Origin of the sequence: Shewanella psychrotolerans, from assembly GCF_019457595.1 — a bacterium.
Classification (GTDB): domain Bacteria; phylum Pseudomonadota; class Gammaproteobacteria; order Enterobacterales; family Shewanellaceae; genus Shewanella; species Shewanella psychrotolerans.
On sequence record NZ_CP080419.1, the window covers coordinates 4,024,043 to 4,047,493 of the forward strand.

16 protein-coding genes and 4 tRNA genes are annotated in these 23,451 nt (G+C 46.2%); 8 read left to right on the forward strand and 12 right to left on the reverse strand.

Annotation, left to right across the window (positions count from 1 at the left end):
* The first annotated feature begins 6 nt into the window (after positions 1-6).
* A complete protein-coding gene (locus tag K0I62_RS17640) occupies positions 7-1,929 on the forward strand; it encodes a bifunctional diguanylate cyclase/phosphodiesterase (RefSeq protein ID WP_220069334.1) in 1,923 nt (640 codons plus the stop codon).
* Positions 1,930-2,410: 481 nt separating this feature from the next.
* Here K0I62_RS17640 and K0I62_RS17645 read toward each other — a convergent pair.
* The 4 genes from K0I62_RS17645 to K0I62_RS17660 all read right to left on the reverse strand — a co-directional run bounded on the left by K0I62_RS17645 (position 2,411) and on the right by K0I62_RS17660 (position 2,884).
* A tRNA-Pro gene (locus K0I62_RS17645) sits at positions 2,411-2,487 on the reverse strand.
* Between the two features lie 53 nt (positions 2,488-2,540).
* Positions 2,541-2,617: transfer RNA gene (locus tag K0I62_RS17650), tRNA-Pro, on the reverse strand.
* Positions 2,618-2,686: 69 nt separating this feature from the next.
* Positions 2,687-2,762 (reverse strand) — tRNA-His (locus K0I62_RS17655).
* A 45-nt stretch (positions 2,763-2,807) separates the two neighbouring features.
* A tRNA-Arg gene (locus K0I62_RS17660) sits at positions 2,808-2,884 on the reverse strand.
* A gap of 236 nt (positions 2,885-3,120) precedes the next feature.
* Here K0I62_RS17660 and K0I62_RS17665 point away from each other — a divergent pair.
* A complete protein-coding gene (locus K0I62_RS17665; RefSeq protein ID WP_220069335.1) occupies positions 3,121-5,763 on the forward strand; it encodes a bifunctional diguanylate cyclase/phosphodiesterase in 2,643 nt (880 codons plus the stop codon).
* A gap of 248 nt (positions 5,764-6,011) precedes the next feature.
* On the opposite strand, the gene rep is transcribed toward K0I62_RS17665, so the two are convergent.
* On the reverse strand, positions 6,012-8,024 hold the full coding sequence (gene rep / locus K0I62_RS17670; RefSeq protein WP_220069336.1) for a DNA helicase Rep: 2,013 nt from the start codon (positions 8,022-8,024) through the stop codon (positions 6,012-6,014).
* 161 nt (positions 8,025-8,185) lie between these two features.
* Between rep and ubiK the strand changes: the two genes are divergently transcribed.
* From ubiK to K0I62_RS17695, 5 genes are all read left to right on the forward strand, one after another.
* A complete protein-coding gene (ubiK, locus tag K0I62_RS17675) occupies positions 8,186-8,440 on the forward strand; it encodes a ubiquinone biosynthesis accessory factor UbiK (RefSeq protein WP_220069337.1) in 255 nt (84 codons plus the stop codon).
* Positions 8,441-8,877: 437 nt separating this feature from the next.
* Positions 8,878-9,612: a phosphatase PAP2 family protein gene (locus tag K0I62_RS17680; RefSeq protein ID WP_220069338.1), complete on the forward strand. Its 735-nt coding sequence runs from the start codon at positions 8,878-8,880 to the stop codon at positions 9,610-9,612.
* Between the two features lie 25 nt (positions 9,613-9,637).
* Positions 9,638-10,141, forward strand: a complete 504-nt coding sequence (locus tag K0I62_RS17685) for an Lrp/AsnC family transcriptional regulator (RefSeq protein WP_220069339.1) — start codon at positions 9,638-9,640, stop codon at positions 10,139-10,141.
* 237 nt (positions 10,142-10,378) lie between these two features.
* The gene (locus K0I62_RS17690) at positions 10,379-11,737 is read left to right on the forward strand and encodes a sodium-dependent transporter (RefSeq protein WP_220069340.1); all 1,359 of its coding nucleotides are present in this window, start codon (positions 10,379-10,381) and stop codon (positions 11,735-11,737) included.
* Positions 11,738-12,330: 593 nt separating this feature from the next.
* Positions 12,331-13,668, forward strand: coding sequence for a metal-dependent hydrolase family protein (locus K0I62_RS17695; protein WP_220069341.1), 1,338 nt, complete (start codon positions 12,331-12,333; stop codon positions 13,666-13,668).
* Positions 13,669-14,222: 554 nt separating this feature from the next.
* Here the strand turns inward: K0I62_RS17695 and K0I62_RS17700 are convergent.
* Positions 14,223-14,693, reverse strand: a complete 471-nt coding sequence (locus K0I62_RS17700) for an Hsp20/alpha crystallin family protein (RefSeq protein ID WP_220069342.1) — start codon at positions 14,691-14,693, stop codon at positions 14,223-14,225.
* Between the two features lie 354 nt (positions 14,694-15,047).
* Here K0I62_RS17700 and K0I62_RS17705 point away from each other — a divergent pair, with 354 nt between their 5' ends.
* Positions 15,048-15,431 (forward strand): hypothetical protein, encoded by a 384-nt coding sequence (locus K0I62_RS17705; protein ID WP_258405039.1) that lies wholly within the window; start codon positions 15,048-15,050, stop codon positions 15,429-15,431.
* Between the two features lie 83 nt (positions 15,432-15,514).
* Here the strand turns inward: K0I62_RS17705 and K0I62_RS17710 are convergent, their stop codons facing one another.
* From K0I62_RS17710 to ilvG, 6 genes are all read right to left on the reverse strand, one after another.
* The gene (locus K0I62_RS17710; RefSeq protein WP_220069343.1) at positions 15,515-16,657 is read right to left on the reverse strand and encodes a pyridoxal-phosphate-dependent aminotransferase family protein; all 1,143 of its coding nucleotides are present in this window, start codon (positions 16,655-16,657) and stop codon (positions 15,515-15,517) included.
* A 224-nt stretch (positions 16,658-16,881) separates the two neighbouring features.
* Positions 16,882-18,438 carry a threonine ammonia-lyase, biosynthetic gene (ilvA, locus tag K0I62_RS17715; protein WP_220071440.1) on the reverse strand — a complete coding sequence of 519 codons (1,557 nt, stop codon included), beginning with the start codon at positions 18,436-18,438 and terminating at the stop codon, positions 16,882-16,884.
* Position 18,439: 1 nt separating this feature from the next.
* Positions 18,440-20,290: a dihydroxy-acid dehydratase gene (gene ilvD, locus K0I62_RS17720; RefSeq protein WP_220069344.1), complete on the reverse strand. Its 1,851-nt coding sequence runs from the start codon at positions 20,288-20,290 to the stop codon at positions 18,440-18,442.
* 159 nt (positions 20,291-20,449) lie between these two features.
* A complete protein-coding gene (locus K0I62_RS17725; protein ID WP_220069345.1) occupies positions 20,450-21,373 on the reverse strand; it encodes a branched-chain amino acid transaminase in 924 nt (307 codons plus the stop codon).
* Between the two features lie 23 nt (positions 21,374-21,396).
* A complete protein-coding gene (ilvM, locus tag K0I62_RS17730; RefSeq protein WP_220069346.1) occupies positions 21,397-21,687 on the reverse strand; it encodes an acetolactate synthase 2 small subunit in 291 nt (96 codons plus the stop codon).
* Positions 21,684-23,357, reverse strand: a complete 1,674-nt coding sequence (gene ilvG, locus K0I62_RS17735; RefSeq protein ID WP_220069347.1) for an acetolactate synthase 2 catalytic subunit — start codon at positions 23,355-23,357, stop codon at positions 21,684-21,686. The genes ilvM and ilvG overlap by 4 nt, the downstream gene beginning before the upstream one ends.
* Between the last annotated feature and the right edge of the window lie 94 nt (positions 23,358-23,451).

The window sequence follows — 23,451 nt, forward strand, 5'->3', positions numbered from 1 at the left end:
AGAACAATGACACTGTTTCGACAGATATACTCACTGCTATTTGGCCTGTTTCTGGTCGTTGTCATCAGCTTAGCTTATGTGCAATTTACCGAAACCCAGAGCTTTCTCACCAAGCAAATGGAGTCTGACCTTAACAATACTAGCAATAGTTTAGGGATAATGTTGGTGCCTGATCTTGAGGCTGGAGATATCGTCGGTGCCGAGACGCTGATCAATGTTATTTTTGAAGGTGGCTATTACCAACAAGTTAAATTGACTTGGCTAGTTGATGGTAAGCAACAAGTATGGGAAAACCCAGTCAAGATCCAAGGCGTTCCTCAGTGGTTTATTGACTTAGGCTTCTTTGACACTATTAGTCGTAAAAGCACGATCACATCTGGTTGGTTGCAATTAGCACAACTCGAGATTACGGCACATCCTGGCTTTGGTTATAACGAGCTGTGGCGCACCCTGACTAATGCTATTATCGTTATTTCAATACTGTTTTTATTAGCGATTGTACTCGCTCGTTTCGGACTTACCTGGATTCTCAAACCTCTCCATGAAATTGCTGAACACGCCACCGAAATAGCCCAACGCAAATTTGGTCCGGATATGAAACTCCCAAAAACATCCGAGCTCAAAGCTGTTGTCGAAGCCTTTAATAGCATGTCTCATCAGCTGAAACAGATTTTTAGTTCATTAGATGAAGAAGTAACAGAGCTAAGAAAGAAAAACTTAGTAGATCAAGTTTCTGGCCTCCCAAATCGTCAATATATGATGGGAAGATTAAATAGCTGGTTAAGTGAGCCCAACAATGGCTCCCTAATGATGGCAAAGTTTGACTGGCTTGAAGAGGTCCACAGTAAGTACGGTTATCAAGTGCGCGATGAAACCATTCGTCTACTTGCAGAAAAAATGAAAGATCAACTAGATGAAGTTGCTCCCTCGGTTATTGCCCGTATTGCCGCCTACGAATTTGCTTTCCTAATCACCAGCGCAGAACAGGAACAAAGTAATAAGTACTTACAAACCTTGATAAGAACGGTAAATCAAGAGATATCAAAAGCGGGCTGTAAACCGAATGAACAGTTTGCCATTGGTATTGCCCATAGAACGGATCATATGACAGTAACGGACATACTGGCACAAACGGATAATGCTTTACAGAAAGCGGTGGCCGACAATAAGGTTTTCCATTGGTTTGAAAGTACTGAGAAACAGCTTTATACCAGAGAGCAGTGGCGTCATCACTTAAGTGAAGCGATCACAAATAAGAATTTCCAATTTAAATGGCAGCCAGTCTACCTTTCGGACAAAAATGAAATCGTGCAACGAGAACTGTATTGCCAACTCAATATCGGCGATAAAGAGATCCATGCGGGACAATTTATGCCTTATGTCGAACTGCTGTCATTGGGTTCCCTCTTGGATCGCTGTCTAATCGAAACCATTGCAGAAAATGGCCTGCTAGAGCGTAACTTTGAACCGATTGCGATCAACCTGACGTTCCATAGTCTGAGCGACCCTGAGTTCCATCGCTGGCTAAACAAGTTCCTTCGTCATACCGAGCTTGCGCCAAGAATTGTTTTCGATATCCCCGAGGCAGGTGTCTACAGCGATCCAGATGCCTGTCAGGCTCTATGCGCAATCATTAGAGACAATGGGGCTCACTTTGGCATAGATCATTTTGGTCGTCAGTTTGGCTCCATGTCGTACCTACAGATGCTCAGACCGAGTTACGTCAAACTTGATCAATCCTTTGCGTATTACGATGAAAATGAACACAGTAGCGAGCTATGCCGCGCCCTAGTCAACGTAGCACGAGGGCTAGATATTCAGATCATTGTCACTGGCATTCAGGAGCAGCCACAACTGGCTCGATTTGAACCACTTAAGACTAATGCTTACATGGGTTATATTTACCCTCCTGAAAGAGTCACCCTTTAGATATGAAGGCTGCCAAATGGCAGCCTTTTTATTAAAAAGACACCTTGAAATGCAAAAGTAACGATTTATACCAATCAGTATAAGAAAGTGATCTACTCAGCGTGTTTTTTGGCAACTAATTCAAGGCGAATGGACGATGGAATGGTCACTCCCTTGTGAGGCCGTTCAACGCAGAACTAGGAAGCCAAAAACACGCCTAACAGGCGAGTTTTAGCGCTTTCGATGCTGTGTTAACGAGTTTGACCGTAGAACAACTATGCTCTTCACTCGTTGCCTTGCCTCATAAGCGCTAAATTCTCGCTGAGCGATCACATCTTTATACTAATTGGTATTATAACGGTAGATATCAGCCTTATCGCGGGTTTATGCCAATTGCATTAAAACTTATACAAGGTGACTCCCCACACCGTTATAGGCCCCTCCTCTGCAGAACACTAGAAACGAAAAAAGCCTTCTGATTTCTCAGAAGGCTTTTCGAAAGTGGTCGGTGATAGAGGATTCGAACCTCTGACCCTCTGGTCCCAAACCAGATGCGCTACCGGGCTGCGCTAATCACCGAAAATCTTTTTTTACTAAATACCGACTCTAATAAGAATCACTATTTTTAAATGTGGTCGGTGATAGAGGATTCGAACCTCTGACCCTCTGGTCCCAAACCAGATGCGCTACCGGGCTGCGCTAATCACCGAGTCTCTATTTTAACAAACAAGTAGTAGATGTTTTATGAGGTCGCCCTCGATACTTCATAAGGAAGTAATGGGGTGACTGATGGGACTTGAACCCACGACAACCGGAATCACAATCCGGGGCTCTACCAACTGAGCTACAATCACCACTGATATTACTACTTATTTTGCTAACTTTGCTTCAACTCCAACTGGTGCACCCAGAAGGATTCGAACCCTCGGCCTCACCCTCCGGAGGGGTGCGCTCTATCCAGCTGAGCTATGGGTGCCTGCCTTGTTAGCGCCGCATATAGTATGGATTATTTCACGTAGAGTCTATAGCAAACTCAGATTTTTTTACTCGTTTGCTCAACTTTTAGCAGATTAATGTCAATTTAAACCACAAACAGTCAATTTTAAGCTATCACAGTCAAAATAATGACTTGGTAGTGATGTTTTTTTATGCTATTTATAGATATTATTCAAAATCCTTATGCTGCATATAATAATAACGATTGGCGGAGCCATGTTTAGGGAAAAAACAGACCTGCTTTCACCTCGTGAAATTGGGCGCTTATATAAAAGGATTAGTCGTTTAAAAAGCTTAGCGCTAAAATATAAACGATCTGAAGTAGTCCAAAATACTTTGTTCGACATATCGAATCTTGCGGCTACAGTCGAACGAGAGGATGAATTCTATTCTGGCATTCAGAGTAGTCTGAATAAACTGCTTCCCGCAGACAATTTTTTCATCGCCATACTCAATCAAATCACAGGTGATCTCAATATTCCTTTTTGGGTTGATGAGAAAGACCCTCACCCAAGTGAACTCTATCCTTTAGAAGATATCTCCAGCAAGCTGTTTAGTGGTTTAACCGGTTATGTGTTGAAACAAAAAAAGACTTTACTGTGCGACAGTGACAAATTCGAAGAGCTTGTTTCGAGCGGTGAAATCGTCAGTCGAGGTTCCGATTGCCATCTGTGGTTAGGTGTTCCAATTTATAATGGTGAGCAGGCTATTGGTGTCATAGTGGTTCAAAGTTATAACAAAGAAATCAACTATGGCGATATTGAAGTCGAGCTGATGACCTTCATTAGCCAACATATTTCAGGTGTTATAGAGAGAGTTCAACATCGACACCATCTTGAAGCCGCTATTAAACATAGAACCAAAGAGCTAAGCGTGGCCTATGACAAACTCAAACAAGAGGTGACCGAAAGACGTCGAGCAGAAAATTTACAGAAATCACTTTTCGAGATTGCCGAGCTTTCCAATTCCAATCTAGATGACAACACCTTTTATGCTGAATTACACCGGGTGATTAGCCACCTTCTTCCAGCGAATAACTGTTATATAGGTCTATTAGATGAGAGCAATCGCTACTTACAATTTCCGTTCTATGTATCGCAACTAAACGTAGGCGCACCTAAAAGACGTCCTTTTTCCGACGGATTGACTGAGTTTATATTAAAGCAGAAAAAGCCTCTGCTGCTCGATAACAATGACATTAAGTCACTCATCGCTTCAAAACAACTTTATGCTAAGGCGCCGCAACTCAATTACACCGAAACCATCTATCAGTGGATAGGTGTGCCTTTATTTATCCAAGGTATCGTTAAAGGCGCATTGACGATTTACAGCTTCACCCCGTCGCAGACCTACCAAGAAAAGGATTTAGATCTACTGACCTTTGTTTCGCAGCATATTGCAACGGCAATTGAACGAAAATTGTCAGCCGAGTCGCTGAGGCAAAGCTACGAACAGCTAGAGGAAAAGGTCACAGAGCGCACCCGAGCGCTTGCAATGCTAAATCAGGATCTCGAAAAAGAAATTGCACAACGTTGTAAGGTAGAACAGCAACTCGTTCACGATGCTAGCCATGATACCCTTACAGGGCTGCCTAACCGTGCTCGTTTCATGGAAAGATTATCTCAAGGCATTAAGCATGTTCGTCGTCATGGATTAGATAGGTTTGCCATACTGTTTATTGATTTAGACCGCTTCAAATTGATCAATGATACTTTAGGTCATTTACAGGGGGATAAATTTCTCATCGAAACCGCACGTCGACTGAATTTATGCATTAGAGACAATGATACGTTAGCTCGGATCGGCGGTGATGAGTTTGTCATATTACTCGACAGCATTAATGACACCCGCGATGCAATCGAAGTAACCGAGCGCATTTTAGGCGAACTATCTCAGCCTTATGAACTGGCAAATCAAAGTTTTACCTCTGGTGCAAGTATAGGTATTTCATTTAGCAGTCGAAACAGTACCGACACCAGTGAATCTATACTTAGAGATGCTGATGCCGCTATGTACCAAGCCAAATCAAATGGCAAAGGTTGTTATGTCATCTATGACAACAGCATCAGTCAACAGAAATCACATGACATCACTTTAGAGATAGAGCTACGGGAGGCTATTGCTAAAAAGGCCTTAGCGTTACAATATTTTCCAGTGATGACGCTCGATTCTGAAAAAGTCATCGCTCTCGAGCCCAAATTATATTGGCAACATTCCCAATTAGGTAAGATCAAACAAGCACAGCTTAACAATATTGCCGAGCACTGTAATTTAACCAAAGAGTTAGACCTATATCTATTTGATCAAATTAATAAAGACTATCCTAAGCTTGCCACAGTCATTGAAAGCCATACTCAGTTGCATATTGAAATCTCAAGCGAACATTTAAAGCATAAACATGCGGTACGTAAACTTAAGAATCGTATAAAAGAGTGTTATTTTAAGCCTGATAATTTATGGATATTTTTTGACGAGAAATCATTTGTACAAGACAGTGACAGTCATATCAACACCTTCAATATGTTAAGTAAACTACAACTCAATATTGGACTAAGCGCCTATGGCAGTGCCCACAGTGCTTTGAGTTGTTTAAGCTTTTTGCCCCTTAGCGGCCTAAAACTCGATCCTAGCTACATTAGCCACTTAAATGATCCACAGCACAAGAAGTTACTTAAGGCCCACCAGCTAGCCGCTGAAGCATTAGATCTCACTCTTTACGTACAAGGTGTTAAAACCGAAATGCAGCGGCAACAGCTCGCGAGTTTGGGTTTTTTCGCAGGTCAAGGTCTGGCATTAGGTGAGTCAATTAAGCCTAAAACACTACCAATAGCAGATGACGATACCAGTTTATATGCATAGCCTAAAGTAAGAGCAGCAGAAGCCCCCCCAATTGCATTACACCATAATACCAATCAGTATAAGAAAGTGATCTACTCAAGGTGTTGTTTGGCAGCTAATTCAAGACGAATAGGTGATGGAAGGGTTGCTCCCTTGCGAGGACATTCAACGAAGAAGTCGGCAGCCCAAAACACTCACCTTTTTATCCAAGAGATGTGGATGATAGAAAGGTTGTTCCCTTTTCGCCAATGCCATTGGTATAAGGTGCACTATTTTTTAAACATATCCCGAAGATTGGCAATATTGGCTTTGCCAGATTGAACTCGCTGCTGCTCCGTCTGCGCTGGCTTACGATTCTCCCAAATGAGATCATCTTGTGGCAGCTCCATCAAAAACCGACTCGGTTCACAGCGCATCACTTCACCAAACTGACGTCGCTCACGGCAGATCATAAACCACAGTTCCTTTTGAGCACGAGTGATCCCCACATAAGCTAAGCGCCTCTCCTCCTCGACGTTGTCTTCATCGATACTGCTTTGATGGGGTAAGATTCGCTCTTCAACCCCAACCATGAACACATAAGGGAACTCTAGTCCCTTTGAGGCATGTAAAGTCATTAATTGAACCTGATCGCCAGCTTCATCTTCACTGTTACGTTCCATCATGTCACGCAGCGTTAATCGAGTGACCACCTCAGGCAGTGTCATCCCCTCATCTAAGTCATCTCCTTGCAGCATCTCGGTCACCCAGCGATACAACTCCGAGATATTTTTCATCCGCATCTCTGCAGCTTTAGCACTGGTACTGGTTTCATAAAGGTAATCTTCGTAATTAATATTACGAATGAGGTGTTTTACCGCCTCAACAGGCTCACCTCGATTAGCCTCTTCGCCAGTATCAACGATGAACTTACCAAACTGATATAGCGCCGACATCGCCGCTGGCGGTAGATGATGATTCAATTCCGATTGAAAAATAGCCTCAAACATAGAGATATGTTTCTCATTGGCATAATTTCCCAATCGCTCCAATGTCGCGGGGCCTATACCTCGCTTAGGCAAGTTAACCACCCGTAAAAAAGCATTATCATCGTCGGGATTAACCACTAAACGCAGATACGCCATAATATCTTTGATCTCTGCTCGACCAAAGAAAGAGGTGCCACCACTTAACTTATAGGGAATACGGTTGGTCATTAACGCTCGTTCAAGTAAGCGCGATTGATGATTACCACGGTACAATATCGCGTAATCACCAAATTGAGTTCGCCCGACAAACTTATGCCGAATCATCTCGGCGACAACCCGTTCGGCCTCTTGTTCTTCATTGGCGGCCATCAGCACTCGAAGCGGTTCGCCATAGGCTAACTCACTGAATAATGATTTATCGTAAACATGGGGATTATTGGCAATCAAAATATTGGCAGCACGCAAGATGCGCTGACTAGAGCGATAATTTTGCTCAAGCTTAATCAGCCTCAATGAAGGAAAGTCTTTGCCAAGCAATACTAAGTTTTGTGGTTTTGCTCCACGCCACGAGTATATAGATTGGTCATCGTCACCCACAACGGTGAATCGAGCGCGTTCGCCAACCAATAGCTTTACCAATTCATATTGGCTGGTGTTGGTGTCTTGATACTCATCCACCAACAAGTATTGAATCCGCTTCTGCCAACGCTCCCTTACCTCTTGGTTATGGCGCAACAACAGAGTAGGGATAAGAATAAGATCATCAAAGTCGAGGGCGTTATAGGCCTTCATGTGCTGGGCATAACGCTGGTACAGCATAGCAAAAAGCTGCGACTGCTCATCTTTGGCTATCTTTCTCGCTTGCTCAGGAATAACCAGATCCCCTTTCCAGTTTGAGATAGCCGTTGTCAGCATTCTTAATAGATCTTTATCGCCATCAAGCTCATTCTCGGTTAACTCTTTTAATAGCGCCAAGGTGTCTTGATCATCAAATAAAGAGAAGCCCGGCTTAAGGCCGACTACCTTATATTCACGCTTGATGATCTCAAGCCCTAAGGTGTGGAAGGTTGAGATCCACAATCCACGTGCTTCTTTGCGTCCCATAGATTGGGCTACACGTTCCTTCATCTCTCGGGCTGCTTTATTGGTAAAGGTGACCGCAGCGATATTTCGCGCTTGATAACCACACTTTTGCACCAAATAGGCAATTTTGTTGATGATCACACGCGTCTTACCACTGCCTGCACCCGCAAGTACCAAACAAGGACCAGAAACATAGTGAACAGCATCATTTTGACCGGGATTGAGCTTCATGAGTTAACCATTACCACGCAGATAAAAAACATTTAAACCAGCGGAAGATCATACCAGAATCTCTCCCTCGCGATTGACAAAAAATCCAACTATCGATGTAAACTTAAAGCAGGTACAATTCTCAACCATATAGATTTGATTAGCCAACAGCGGAATTAACAATGATCAATCCAAAGAAAATCGAAGAAGTTGCCAAACAGCTTAGTGAAAACCTTCCAAGTGGTCTTAAGCAGTTTGCTGGCGAATTTGAAGAGAAGAGCAAACAAATCCTACAGAATCAGTTGATGAAACTAGATGTAGTCTCTCGTGAGGAGTTTGACGTACAACAACATGTACTACTAAAAACCCGTGAAAAGCTAGAGACTCTACAAAAACAGGTTGATACCTTAGAAGCTAAGCTTAATCAAGCTGAATAAGTTTCTTAGCAATATAAAACGAAAGGAGCGCAATGCGCTCTTTTTTATTACCCTTATTTGACCACAAGTGCTCATCAGTCTGCCCACCTCTATAGACGAGCTTAAGGTTTAATGGCGGTATTTCCCCCGTGAACTGCCATTCAAGGGGATTTTCATGTTAACTCGCTTACTTAACGCTGGTGAGTGCGCTGACGCTCTTCTATCTAGAGCGATTATTTTTGTACAAGTAGATTAGCCTAGGCTGTACTTATTATGCTATCAGCCGCAACCCCACGGCTTTCAATCTCTACCTATAATGGCCAGTATCGTCGCCAGTCGCCAGTCGCCAGTCGCCAGCGAAGCATGCTGCTCGGCTCCCGATTAATCACACTCACCGACACTAGCCTAGCCCAACACCCTGCTTATAGGTTAGCCTAGTGCTTTTGAGGGGGAAATTGATGCCAAAGACTCCATTGTTCAAACTACTGCTTCTCTGGGGCGGTTTAACTTTGATTCCCGCCGCCGTTTACCTCAGCGGCCTGACAATGTTTCCTCTACTGGATCTCAGCTCTTTTAGGGCACAAGTAGCCTATGGTCTCACCAGTTCGGGGACGTCTCCCTATGGCATCTTGACCGTCTTAGCGGTACTCCTGCTCTGCTTCTTACGCCTGCGTGGCCGATACTTCGCACCGCTGGTATTAAGCGTCTCTCTGGCCATGGGCCTCAGCTTAGGGCTAAATCATTTTCTAAAGCCTCACTTCGCTGAAGCCAGACCCAATGTGCAATTTCTGGCGGAAACCCAAGGCTTGCCTATAAAGCAGTTTTATCAAGCGCCGAACGACATGCGACGAGAGATCATGGCGCACAGCTTGGCATCCTTACCTTCACAAGAGATGCACTTATCGGCCAATATTCGCCACCACTGGCAGCAAGAGGTGGGGTTTTCGTTTCCCTCTGGTCACACTCTGTTCGCGGTGACATTGACCCTGGTTATTAGTTATTTTCTGCTGTTATCGCAACATGTTTTGCTACCGTCTCTGTTATGCTTATGGGCGATAGCAATGGGGTTTAGCCGTATGTTGCTCGGCATGCATTGGCCACAAGATATTTTGGCCGCCACCTTACTCGGTGGCCTGATCGCCCTCACCTCTTTGCTGACCATAGAAAAATGGCGCGCCATCAGGCATAGCTAAGGTTTCACTTTTTCCGGCAACCAACATGACAAAACTACAACTCGATAAGATAGATATTCAGATTCTCAAGCTATTGCAAACCCATGGACGCTTGGCCAATCAAGAGTTAGCCGCGAGCGTAGGCCTGTCACCTTCACCCTGTTCACGCCGGGTTAAGGCAATGGAAGAGGCCGGGATCATTTCCGGTTATGCCACCCTAGTCGATGCCAACTACTTCGATCTCACGCTAACCGCCTATGTTCAAGTCCGCCTGGAAAAACACACCCAAACGATTCTCGATGATTTTGAACAGGCAATAGATAGCTACGACGAAGTGCTCGAGTGCGCCCTACTGACAGGTAGCGACGCCGATTATCAGTTAAAAGTATTGGTCAAAAACATGGACACCTTTAAGCACTTTTTGCTGACGAAACTTACCAGCAGTCCACATATCGCCGGCATACGCTCAAGCTTCGTCCTTAAGCAGGTCAAAAACCGCACTGCGATTCCACTGCCTCAAATCGATGAGCAGATTAATGAGATAACTTGATAGATTGCACAAAATTTCATTTATTTTGCCGCGCAATCCTATCGCGTCTGCCGGACTCACAGCCTCAGCTATGCAATAAATGCCTAACCGAAGCCGTTTAACGGCAATTTATTGCTTAGTTTTAAAATTAGTTGAAATAGTTTCAAGTCACACCTTGGCCTTACGACATTTATCGCCCTTGACCCACTATAATAAAGAACTATGATGCGCCCTCTTTAGCACAGAGGTGAGGTACAAATGAGCGCGAAAGATACGGGACACTTCAGCTCCCGCATAGGTTTTATCATGGCTGCGGCGGGCTCCGCCGTTGGGGTCGGAAATATCTGGGGATTCCCCACTCAGGCAGCCACCCATGGTGGCGGTGCCTTCCTATTGGTATACCTGGTGCTCATCTTTATCTTGGGCTATCCCATGTTGGTCGCCGAACTTATGATAGGCCGCCATGGCCAGACCAATCCCGCAGATGCCATGGCCAAGTTAGGCAGCAGTTCATTAAGTCGCGGCTTGGGTAAAGCCATAGGCTTCGCCTCAATCATCACCGCGACCCTCATCTGCACTTTTTACAGCATATTATCAGGCTGGTTTGTCAGTTTTACCTTAGCACCTATAGCTCAACTCATGGGATCAGAGCGCTTATCGCAATGGCTAATGGCCTTCTCGTTAGAGCGTAATTTACTCTTTAGCTTACTCTTCATGCTAATGGTGGTTCTGGTGATCCGCCAAGGGGTGCAGCAAGGCATAGAGCTGTGGTCTAAACGTCTCATGCCCTTACTGCTGGTGATCTTAGTATTAGGGGTTGGCTATATTCTGATGCAACCAGGGGCCAGCGAAGGGCTGAGAGTCCTGCTACTGCCAAACTTTGACAACATTTGGGAACCGCAAGTACTGATCGGTGCCTTGGGGCAAACCTTCTTCTCGCTGACTGTGGGGACAGGTGCCATGATGGTCTACGGCGCCTACTTGAATCAGCAAGAAAATGTGGCCAAGCTGACCGCTTATGTCACCCTAACCGATACCAGCGTGGCCTTTCTTGCAGCCTTGATGATCATCCCCGCCATGTACGTGGCACACCACAATGGGGTCGAGATCTTCGCCGCAGACGGTAGCCTGCTAAATGCCGACACCCTAGTATTTACCGTATTACCGGCGCTTTTCGACAGCTTGGGCAGTAACTTAGGGCAGATTATTGCGATTATCTTCTTCATTTTGATGACCATAGCAGGGCTAACATCGGCTATCTCTATCGTCGAAGTGCCCACCAGCTATATCGTTGAAAAAACCAAGATCAATCGTCACCGCGCCACCTACCTAGTCGGTACCGTCATCGCACTGCTGGCAACAATTATGGTGTTTAATTTTGATGCCCTATTTGGATTGGTGATCACCTTGACCACGGAGCGAGCACAACCTTTCATTGCACTGGGTATCGCCTTGTATACCGGCTGGGTATGGCACAGAAATAGTCTGCTCAGCTCCATTGCCGCCCAAGAAGGCGTTAACCTAGAAGGATTCTTTTGGCGCATGTGGCCTATCTACGTTAAATATGTCTGCCCAGTGCTAATCCTGGCCATCATATTGCAGCTATTAACCGCCTAAAAATAGGGGCAAGAATACCGCCTGAACCTGATTTCCAGATAGATGTCGAGGGTGATTTTAATCGCCCTCGTCATAAGCCATCGCTAACGGTGCAACTTGTCGCTCCAACGACTTGTATTTAGCGCCGAGCAGGCGTATATTTTTTAGCCAACGTTAACATTATTTGTTGGCGCAGACAGGCAGATCTTACTGACATAAATGAATATTTCATGACAGCACAAGCGGTGAAATAGCATCATCTATGCAGAGCTGATACTGTGCTAGCCAGAGACTGTTAAAGAGGGTTGTCTTGCAGTTGCAGTCACCCTCACCACTTTTAGTTTAAAGTTGGCAGCAAGGATGCCTATAAAAGGAGCTTATATGTGCAGCCCAATACACATAAACTTAATCTTACAGAGTCTTACCCCTACTCTTCCCTTCATAAAGAAACGAAAGACCACCCACGCATAGCAATGCTCTTTTAAAGCCTGCACCAAACATTATCTATTATGTTTTAGGGCAGCAGAGAGATTTCTATATCTCGCTCTTTAGCGAGTAAAACTGATCACGACAGATAGGCAGCGTCTTTGCTTATCTCATAAGGAAATGAACTCATGAAGAAAATAGTAGGCTTATTGGCCTCGTTAACATTAGTTTTCAGTAGTAATGCGCTTTTCGCGGAAGAAACGAGTAACGTGACTTTATTTACTAACGTCAATGTATTCGACGGCGTTAACGAAAAGCTCATCCAAAATGCGAATGTTGTCGTAACAGGGAATTTAATCACCGAAGTCTCTACCGAACCTCTCGCCGTTGCAGGCGGAAAGGTCATCGATGGTGGCGGCCGCACCATGATACCCGGATTGATTGACGCCCATTGGCACACCTCTTACTGCTGTACAGCGCAAAGTACGGTTATTACTGGTGATATTCTGGAGATCGCCATTCGTGGTGCACTCGGTTCCGAAGAGACTTTGCTCAGGGGATTTACCACGGTACGAGATGTGGGTGGCAATCCGTTCTCAACCAAGAAATTAATCGATGCGGGTGAGCTGATCGGGCCCAGAATCTTTCCTTCTGGCCCTCCAATCACACAAACCGGTGGCCATCTTGACTATCGCCCCTACCAAGCGGTCCCCTCAAATCCCGCTGACTCACTCTGGTATTGGTATAAAAATGCTATGATGTTGCAGGCAGACGGCGTACCAGAAGTCATACTGCGCACCCGCGAAGTGATGCGTATGGGCGCCAGCCAGATCAAAATCGCCGCTGGCGGAGGTGTGTCTTCCCTATATGATCCTCTGGATGTACGACAATACACCAAGGCAGAACTTGAAGCCTTCGTCGAAGTGGCAGAAACCTATAATACCTACGTGCTTGCGCATATCTTTACCGATGAAGCCGCGCAGGTAGCGGTCGAAGCGGGCGTCAAGTCAATTGAACATGGCAACTTGCTCAGTGAAAAAACCTTGAAGCTGATGAAGAAAAAAGGCGCTTGGCTGTCAGTTCAACCCATTATCAACGATGATGATGCCATTCAATTTGACAACCCCGTCAGCACTAAGAAGTTTATAGAAGTCACTGAGGGTACTGATCGTGTCATCGAACTCGCTAAAAAGTTAGGAGTCAAAATGGCTTGGGGCACTGACATGCTTTTCGATAAAGAATTAGCGCGCAAGCAAGGTACTTTTGTCGCCAAGATGAAGCGCTGGTTTACTCCTTACGAGATCATGAAGATGGTGACCTCGAATAACGCAGAATTACTCACTCTAGCCGGTCCACGCACTCCCTATAAACAAGGGCTTCTCGGTGAGGTGCGTAAGGGCGCCTATGCAGATCTGATCTTAGTCAATGGTAACCCACTGAAGGATATTGACCTTATTAGCGATGCAGCCACTAACTTCGACCTGATCATGAAAGATGGGAAGATCTTTAAAAATAAGCTGGACTAAATCGTCAGCAGCGACACAAGACTTGCGAAAGCAAAACTGGTGAAGCCAAAGACAGTACTCCACAACAGCCTGGTTATAGCAATATGACTAGGCTTTTCTTTAACCTTCTAACTCAAAACAGTAGCCAAGTCATATCAATCAATATAAGAAAGTGATCTACTCAGCGTGTTTTTGTGCAACTCATTCAAGGCAAATGGATACTGCAATGGTTGTTCCTTTGTGAGGGCATTCAACACAGATTACCCTAGCAAACAGTGATTACTTTACACTGGCTAGTTTATATATGCTCGTGGTTACAAACTTAACGACCTCATTCCGTTATGCATCATCATTGAACAAGTTTTTAATCGGCAAGCATACTTTGCGCAGCCGCGCTCCTCTATTGGCAAAATCGAAATAAGCCGCCAATTACTACTACTCAGGCACCCGCCCCCTATACAGCCAAAGTTCTTCCAAGAACACCAGCTAGTCAGACTTCTGCTCACATCAGCTAATATAAATCGATAAAAAAGGCGCCCAATTTGACGCCTTTTGGCTGACTTTCGATTGACTTACTACTCATGAAAAGCCACTTTTACTTTTTTCGCATCTTGTTGTAGCTCTGCTGGCTTAGGCACATGAATCGCCAATACCCCTTTCTTATATTGAGCGGTGATCTGCTCGGCATCGAGGTTGAAGCCTAGCGGGATCTGGCGTAGGAAAGACCCAAATGAGCGCTCTCTCAAGTGATAGCCTTTTTCATCTTTCTCCTGCTCATTATGTTTCTCACCACTAATAATGAGGTAGTTGCCTCGAATATCCACATTGATATCCTTTTCATTCATATCGGGAAGTTCCGCTTTGATCTCGATATATTCGGCACTCTCTTTCACATCTATTGCAGGCATAACGCCAAGCTCTGCACGGGTATTTGGCCACGTCGTTAACCAATCTTTGGCAAAGTCATCAAACACATTATCTAACCGCGACTGTAATGCCGTGCGTGGATCATCTTTATGAAAGATTGAGGGAAAAAATGATTTCATCACAAACTCCTTTGTTGGCTCGCATCGCCTTAAACAAGGCTGATGCAGAGGATTTACGAACAGCCTAAAGCGCAAGCCCTCTAGGCTTCCTTAACCCTTATTTTAGTTGCTGCCAACGTAGGTAAAAAACAATTGCCGACCTCTTTAAGCTAGATCAATCATCCCTCAAAAAGCGCTATACTCGACCTAAAAAAGGCACACTTTATGCGCATCAAAACACAAGAACAGAAACGCCATAAACCAATGATTAACATTATTTTTTATTGAAATAATTAGTCGCTAGGCGTATTTTACGTTAACTGATTTTTTCGATACTTTTTTAATTTTTTTGAAACGAACCTAAGGACCCCACGCATGGAAGCAACCGAAGCACTGGCGCCAACAACTCCAGCAATAACACCAAGCCCCACTATCGAAATGAAACACTCAGGGCTTGGTATTGCATCATTTGTACTGAGCATTACTTCAATGATGCTCATATTTGGGCTGTTAATCGTCGCAGGCGTGATAGAAGCAACCACACCAGGAGGAATGAACGAAGAATCAGTGGAGGCTATTGTCGTTGGACTACTGCTATTTGCCTTTATCGGCACAGCGCTGGTCGCAACAGGTTTAGGCATAGCGGGATTATGTCAAAAACAGCGTAAGAAGATATTTGCGATTCTCGGCACAATATTTTCACTAGTTACAGTTATCTCAACCGTCGCATTAATCGCCTTTGGCATGACAATAGATTAAAGAGCACTGAACGACTATTTTATCTGTCACAAAAAAGGGGAAACTCAATTCCCCTTTTTTATTGTGCAAGCCATCAAGCGTGGCTAGCGCAACACCTCTTCAAGCGCTCGTAAACATAACGCCACGTTCTCACGTCTCGCGCCAAAGCCCATCAAACCTATACGCCACGCTTTACCAGCCAATGCGCCAAGGCCTGCACCTATCTCTAGGTTATAGTTTTCCAACAACTGCTTACGCACTGAGGCATCATCGACACCTTCAGGAATATACACGGCGTTAAGTTGCGGCAAACGAGATTGCTCTTCAACAACAAACTTAAGCCCTAATGACTCCAACCCTTCACACAGCACTTGATGCATGTTTTGATGACGTGCCCACGCATTTTCAAGCCCCTCTTCGGCAAGCAAACGAAGCGACTCATGCAGAGCATACAGTGCATTCACAGGTGCAGTATGATGATAGCTTCGCTTACCACCAGCCCCCTGATCGCCACTCCAATAGCCCATCACTAAGGTTTGATCTAAAAACCAGCTCTGTACTGGTGTTTTACGCAATTTAAGTTTTTCTACCGCTGCAGGTGAAAACGACACTGGCGATAAACCTGGCACACAGGAGAGACATTTTTGACTGCCCGAGTAAATAGCATCGATTCCCCATTCATCGACTTTGAGTTCAACGCCACCTAAAGAGGTCACCGCATCGACGATAGAGAGGCAATCATATTGCTTAGCTAAGGCACACAGGCGCTTGGCATCTGACAAGGCGCCAGTCGATGTTTCGGCATGAACAAAGGCTAAAAATTTCGCATCAGGATTAGCTTTTAACGCGGCCTCGACATCGCTAACCGAAACCGGTGTGCCCCATTCGTTGTCCACCACCACAGCGGTGGCACCGACGCGCTCAACATTCTGGCGCATCCGCTCGCCAAACACCCCGTTGCGGCACACAATCACTTTTTCACCGGGCTCGACTAAATTAACAAAACAGGTTTCCATACCGGCGCTACCCGGTGCAGATACCGCAAGAGTCATGGCATTTTCAGTTTGAAACGCATACTGAATAAGCGCTTTAAGCTCATCCATCATGCCAACAAATAACGGGTCAAGATGCCCTATTGTTGGACGGGCCTGAGCCGCTAATACTTCAGGATAAACATCTGAAGGACCGGGGCCCATCAGCGTTCTACGTGGGGGATTAAATGCGTTTACTTTCGGTGCTGCTAACATCTTATTTCCTCTTTAAAGCCGCGGCTTAAAAAGTTAAGGTTAAGGCTAACTGTCGTTTTATCAGATAACATTCGCCATAGCGCTCGGTTATCTCCCTACGTATTAACAGTTACTTTAGTGCCATAATTGGCATCTTATTGGTTTTAATGCATTGCAAGATAACATAAAAAAAGGCGCTACGGCGCCTCTTCAAACGTTAAATATCACTATCTAAACAACCATCTTCAATGCGAATCACGATTATCCAAAAACAGCTTATAAGCAGGGCTATAAGTTTCCTCTTGATAGACAAAACCCACATCGGTTAAAAACTGCTGAAACGCAATAGCATCGCTTTGTGGCACCTCAAACCCCGCCAGTACCCGACCATAAGCAGCACCATGATTACGATAGTGAAATAGACTAATGTTCCATTTACTCTGTAAAGTGGTCAGAAATTTAAACAAGGCACCGGGATGCTCTGGAAACTCAAAACTAAATAGGCGCTCATCGAGTTCTTCTGGCGGATGCCCGCCCACCATATAACGCACATGCAATTTTGCCGTCTCGTCATGAGAGAGATCTTGAACTTCAAAACCATCACCTTCTAATCTCGCGATGATCTCATCGAGCTCGCTCTGCCCATGAGACAGGCGAATACCCGCAAACACCACGGCCTTATCTCGACTAGAAAAACGGTAGTTAAACTCTGTCATGGCACGCTTTTCTAACAGCTCACAAAAACGTAAAAAGATGCCAGGACGCTCTGGCACTTTAACCGCCAAAATAGCCTCTTTTTGCTCACCCAGCTCACAGCGCTCAGACACATAACGCAAGCTGTGGAAGTTCACGTTAGCGCCACTTAAGATGGCCGCAGCCTTCTGGCCTTTCCCCTCGTCACCGATATATTTCTTGAGTCCGGCCAGTGATAAGGCACCAGCAGGTTCGGCTATCGCGCGGGTATCTTCAAAAATATCTTTAACTGCAGCGCAAATTTCATCTGAGGTCACTGTAACCACTTGGTCGACATACTCACGAGCTAAACGAAAAGGCTCTGCACCAATCTGTTTTACCGCCACACCATCTGCAAATAAACCCACTTGGGATAACACCACACGTTCATCGGCTTCTAGTGCGGCCTTTAGGCAGGCAGAGTCTTCAGGTTCAACTCCGATAATCTTCACCTGCGGCATAACCGCTTTGTAGTAAGCCGCGATACCTGCGATCAAGCCGCCGCCACCAACGGGCACAAAGATCACTTCGAGGTCGCGCTGTTGCTGCAACATCTCTTGTGCAATTGTACCTTGACCCGCAATAACCGCTTCATCATCGAACGGGGCAACATATACGCGCCCTTCATCCTGAGCCAGTTGCTGGGCATACTCATTAGCCATATCGAAAGACTGACCATGCAGCACCACAGTGCCACCGAGGCGGCGCACTGCATCCACTTTAATTTCGGGTGTGGTTTCTGGCATCACGATCACAGCACTGATCCCGCGCGCAGAAGCGGACATCGCCACACCTTGCGCGTGGTTGCCAGCAGAGGCGCACACTACGCCGCGCTCACACTCTTGTGCATCAAGCTGAGCGATACGATTATAAGCGCCGCGCAGCTTAAAAGAGTGCACAGGCTGCATATCTTCGCGCTTAAGAAACACTTGGCAGCCTATACGTGCAGAGAGTTTATTTAGGCTAGAAAGCGGGGTAATTTTAGCCACATCATAGACAGAAGAGAGTAAGATCTTCTGCAGATAATAGTGTGCTAAATCTAACTGAGATTGTGAGGCTAATGCCAACATATTAATCCTCCAGCTTACTAACATCTCGCACAGCACCCTTATCGGCACTGGTGGCAAGCATGGCGTAGGCTTTAAGCGCAAGTGATACCGCGCGTTGTCGATCTTTGGGTTTCCAAGCCAGTTTGCCACGCGCCTGCATCTCTGCACGGCGGCTGGCCAATTCTATCTCACTAACCGCAAGCTTAATGGTACGGGCAGGAATATCGATTTCGATCCGATCGCCGGTTTCAACTAGCCCGATAGTGCCGCCCGCAGCGGCTTCTGGTGAGACATGACCGATAGACAAACCCGATGTACCGCCAGAGAATCGACCATCGGTGATCAGTGCACAAGCCGCACCTAAGCCTTTAGACTTCAGATAACTGGTAGGATAAAGCATCTCTTGCATACCTGGGCCACCTTTAGGGCCTTCATAGCGAATCACCACCACATCACCCGCAACCACTTCACCACCTAAGATACCCGCTACCGCGTCATCTTGGCTCTCATAGACTCGAGCACTGCCCACAAAGGTATGATTAGCTTCATCGACGCCAGCAGTTTTAACGATACAGCCATCAAGCGCAATATTGCCCGATAACACAGCTAGGCCACCCTCTTGGCTAAACGCAAATTCACGGGTACGAATACAGCCCTCTTTCCGATCGACATCGACACTTGGCCAGCGACAATCTTGACTAAAGGCTTTGGTTGTTGGAATACCAGCCGGCCCAGCAGAGAAAAACTTGTGTACCGCTTCATCACTGCTTTGGGCAATATCATATTTAGCCAATACCGCTTTAAGGTTTTCACCGGCAACATGGCTCACATCGGTATGCAGTAAGCCAGCTCTGTCTAGCTCACCTAAAATCCCCATCACTCCACCAGCACGATGGACATCTTCCATATGATATTTGGGTGTCGATGGCGCCACCTTACAAAGGTGCGGCACCTGACGCGACATTCTATCGATATCGGCCATGGTAAAATCGACACCGCCCTCTTGAGCCGCTGCTAACAGATGCAATACGGTATTGGACGATCCGCCCATAGCGATATCCAGCGCCATGGCGTTCTCAAACGCTTTAAAGTTGGCAATATTACGTGGCAATGCAGACTCATCGTCATGCTTGTAGTAGCGAGTCGCCAGTTCCATCACGCGGCGCCCCGCTTCTAAAAAGAGTTCGCGGCGATCGCTGTGGGTCGCGAGCATCGAACCATTACCTGGCAATGATAAACCTAGGGCTTCGGTCAAACAGTTCATTGAATTTGCGGTAAACATGCCTGAACATGAACCACATGTTGGACAAGCGCTGCGCTCAATTTTTTCACTGTCTTCATCAGAGATACGATCGTCTGCCGCTGCCACCATGGCATCAACCAGATCCAGCTTAATGATCTTATCTGAGAGTTTTGTCTTGCCCGCTTCCATCGGCCCGCCCGAGACAAACACCACAGGAATATTAAGACGCAGCGCCGCCATTAACATACCAGGAGTGATCTTGTCGCAGTTAGAAATACACACTAAAGCATCGGCACAGTGGGCATTCACCATATACTCAACGCTATCGGCAATAAGCTCACGTGACGGCAGACTGTAGAGCATGCCGCCGTGGCCCATGGCAATGCCATCATCCACTGCGATGGTATTAAACTCTTTGGCAATACCGCCAGCTTCTTCAATCGCGCCCGCCACTAGCGAGCCCATATCTTTAAGGTGAACATGACCAGGTACAAATTGCGTAAAGGAGTTAGCAATGGCAATAATCGGCTTACCGAAATCGTTATCTTTTACCCCTGTCGCTCGCCAAAGTGCACGAGCACCGGCCATATTGCGACCTTCGGTACTGGTAGCTGAACGTAATTTTGCCATGAGACTATTTCCTTTTTATCGATAGGCGATATCAGATCGCCTAGCTTTGAATGTTTGCCCAGCGATAACGCCTGAGCGTTATCGGGCTTATAACTAACCTAAATTCGATTTAACTAATCTAACCTTTAATACGGGAAATCAATAAGTGTATTGTCAATCCTAGATCGGCTCTAGCCAGCCCCACTTGTCTTCTGTTTCGCCATTAAACAGCCCAAAGAAGCTCGCTTGGATCGCTTTAGTAATAGGGCCTCGCTTGCCAGCACCTACCTCAATACGATCGACACTTCGTACTGGCACAATCTCTGCTGCAGTGCCCGTCATAAAGATCTCATCGGCTAAATATAAAAACTCGCGTGACATAGGTTCTTCCACTACTTCATAACCTTGATCTCGTGCCAAGGTAATAATGGTGTCACGGGTGATCCCCATTAAAATAGCAGCGGTCGCGGGTGGGGTATAAAGCTTATTCTTTTTAATGACGAACAGGTTAGCACCCGCGGCTTCGCTAACGAGGCCATTAACATCGAGGGCGATACCTTCGTCAAAGCCATTCCGTTTGGCTTCTGTTGAAATTTGCAAAGATGACAGATAGTTACCACCGGCTTTCGCCCCTGTTGGAATGGTATTCGGCGCCAGACGATTCCAAGAGGTCACCGCCACATCGACGCCACGCTCCATACTATCTTCGCCTAAATAGGCGCCCCAAGGAAACGCAGCCACCATTAATTCACACTTGGCATCTTTAGGTGGAGTGATCCCCATCCCCACATCGCCATAAAACGCTAGCGGGCGAATATAGGCACCATCGAGCTGATTGGCCTTTACAATATCACGGCAGGCTTGCATCGTTTGATCAAAGCGATAAGGAATTGGCATGCGGTATATTTTTGCCGAGTCATACAGTCGCTGCACATGTTCGGTTAGACGAAATCCGGCAGGACCAAGGTGAGTCGCGTAAACTCGAATCCCCTCGAATACCGAGGTTCCATAATGCAGCGCATGAGACATAACATGCACCTTAGCATCGCCCCACGGCATGATCTCACCATTAAACCAAATCAATTCTGCAGTTTTTGCGGCCATGATATTTTCTCACTATATAGGGCTTAAGCGTTTAGGGCGCTTGCGGGTTGTAATAATTTAGTCGACAGTTTTGCCGACACTTGCTCTGCCGATAAGACTTTGCACTCAGTGACATCAATCAGTTTATTGAGCTGATGACTGAGAAGCTCTAGCGCACGTTCACTCTCTACCACCATATCAACCAGAGTTGTCCCGTTATCAGCCAATTTCATATCTAATGTGGTGATCCTAAAACCGCGATGACGAGTCACTCGTAGCACACGCTCTAATACCTCAGGTTGCTGAACTAAGGTTAAGGCTAAGTTATAGATCATGTCTGTTTCTCCATCTCATCCATCATGTCGCGGTTACATGCCCCAGGAGGCACAAGTGGCCATACGTTGTGGGCTTCATCAATTCTCACATGCAGCAGAAACGGCCCTTGAGTATTAAGCATTTCATCAAGCGCAGCGTCAACCTCCGCGCTGTGGGTAATGGTACGCCCTGGAATATCAAACGCCGACGCCATAGTGACAAAATCAGGGTTATCGGATAGATCCGTTTCACTAAAGCGCTCTTCAAAAAACAGCTGTTGCCACTGTTTAACCATACCCAACTTTTGATTGTCGATAAGCAGAATTTTGAGTGGGATTTGACGGCGCTTAACTGTGGTGAGCTCTTGGACATTCATCATAAATGAACCATCACCCGATACCGCGACCACGCAAGCATCGGGGCGTGCCACTTTAGCGCCTATCGCAGCGGGTAAACCAAAGCCCATAGTGCCAAGTCCAGCGCTGGATAGATGATCTTCTGGGCGTCTAAACCACATATGCTGCGCGACCCACATCTGGTGCTGACCTACATCACAGGCAATCACACTGTCTTCGGGTAGCTTGTTTGCAAGGCTATTGAGCATTTTAGGCGCAAAAATGAGTTCGCCAGGTCGGTCATAATTCCACTGATGTTGCACCTTTAAATTAGCAACATCTGTCAACCAAGGCGTAATAGTCATTGGCTGGGCGATAGCGGGCAAAATTTGGCGTAGGTCGCCAGCAATGGCAACATCTGGGCGACGCAGTTTACCGAGTTCAGCGACGTCGATATCCAGATGTAATACTTTGGCATGTTCGGCAAAGGAGGCTAACCTTCCCGTCACGCGGTCATCGAAACGCGCACCAACCACGATAAGTAAATCGCACTCCTGTACGGCAATATTCGCAGCTTTGCCACCATGCATCCCCAGCATACCTAAGTAACCTTCGCTGTCATGGGCAATACAGCCAAGCCCTTTGAGCGTCGCTACAGAGGGAATACCTGTCACATCAATAAAATCTCTAAGCTGCTCAACTGCACCTGCCATACCAACGCCTCCACCCACATAAAGCATGGGTTTGCTCGATTGTGCGAGCAGTGCTCTAGCCGCTTCAATCTGGCTTGCATCTGCCTGAGGCTCCGCAGTTAAGCCTAATAGCGGTGTTTTGTAATCGAGCATGGCTATTTGGATGTCTTTGGGAATATCAACCAGAACAGGGCCTGGGCGGCCAGATGCAGCGATCTCAAAGGCGCGATACAGGGTCGGCACAAGCTCATCGATATCGGTTACCATAAAACTGTGTTTGGTACAGGACAGCGACATCCCCAGAACATCAATTTCCTGAAAGGCATCTGTGCCAATCACGGCGGTAGAAACTTGCCCAGTAATGGCAACCAATGGGACCGAATCAAGTAAGGCATCAGCCAGCGCGGTCACTAGATTTGTCGCACCCGGTCCCGATGTTGCAAAACACACCCCAGTTTTACCGCTTGCTCTGGCATAGCCTACAGCAGCAAATGCGGCACCTTGTTCGTGACGACTCAAGAGATGTTCTACTGGCGCACCATACAGGGCGTCATAGATGGGCATAATTGCACCGCCTGGATAACCAAATACTGTGGTTACGCCATGCGCGGCAAGTACTTTGATAACGGCATCTGCGCCTCTGATCTGCTGCCCTTGTTCCATTCGCTATATCCTACATCTCAAGTTTTTCGGGGTTAAGTAAACGATTCAAACCGCTAATAACAAAAAACCCCCGGTCCTTTCAGAGCGGGGGTTT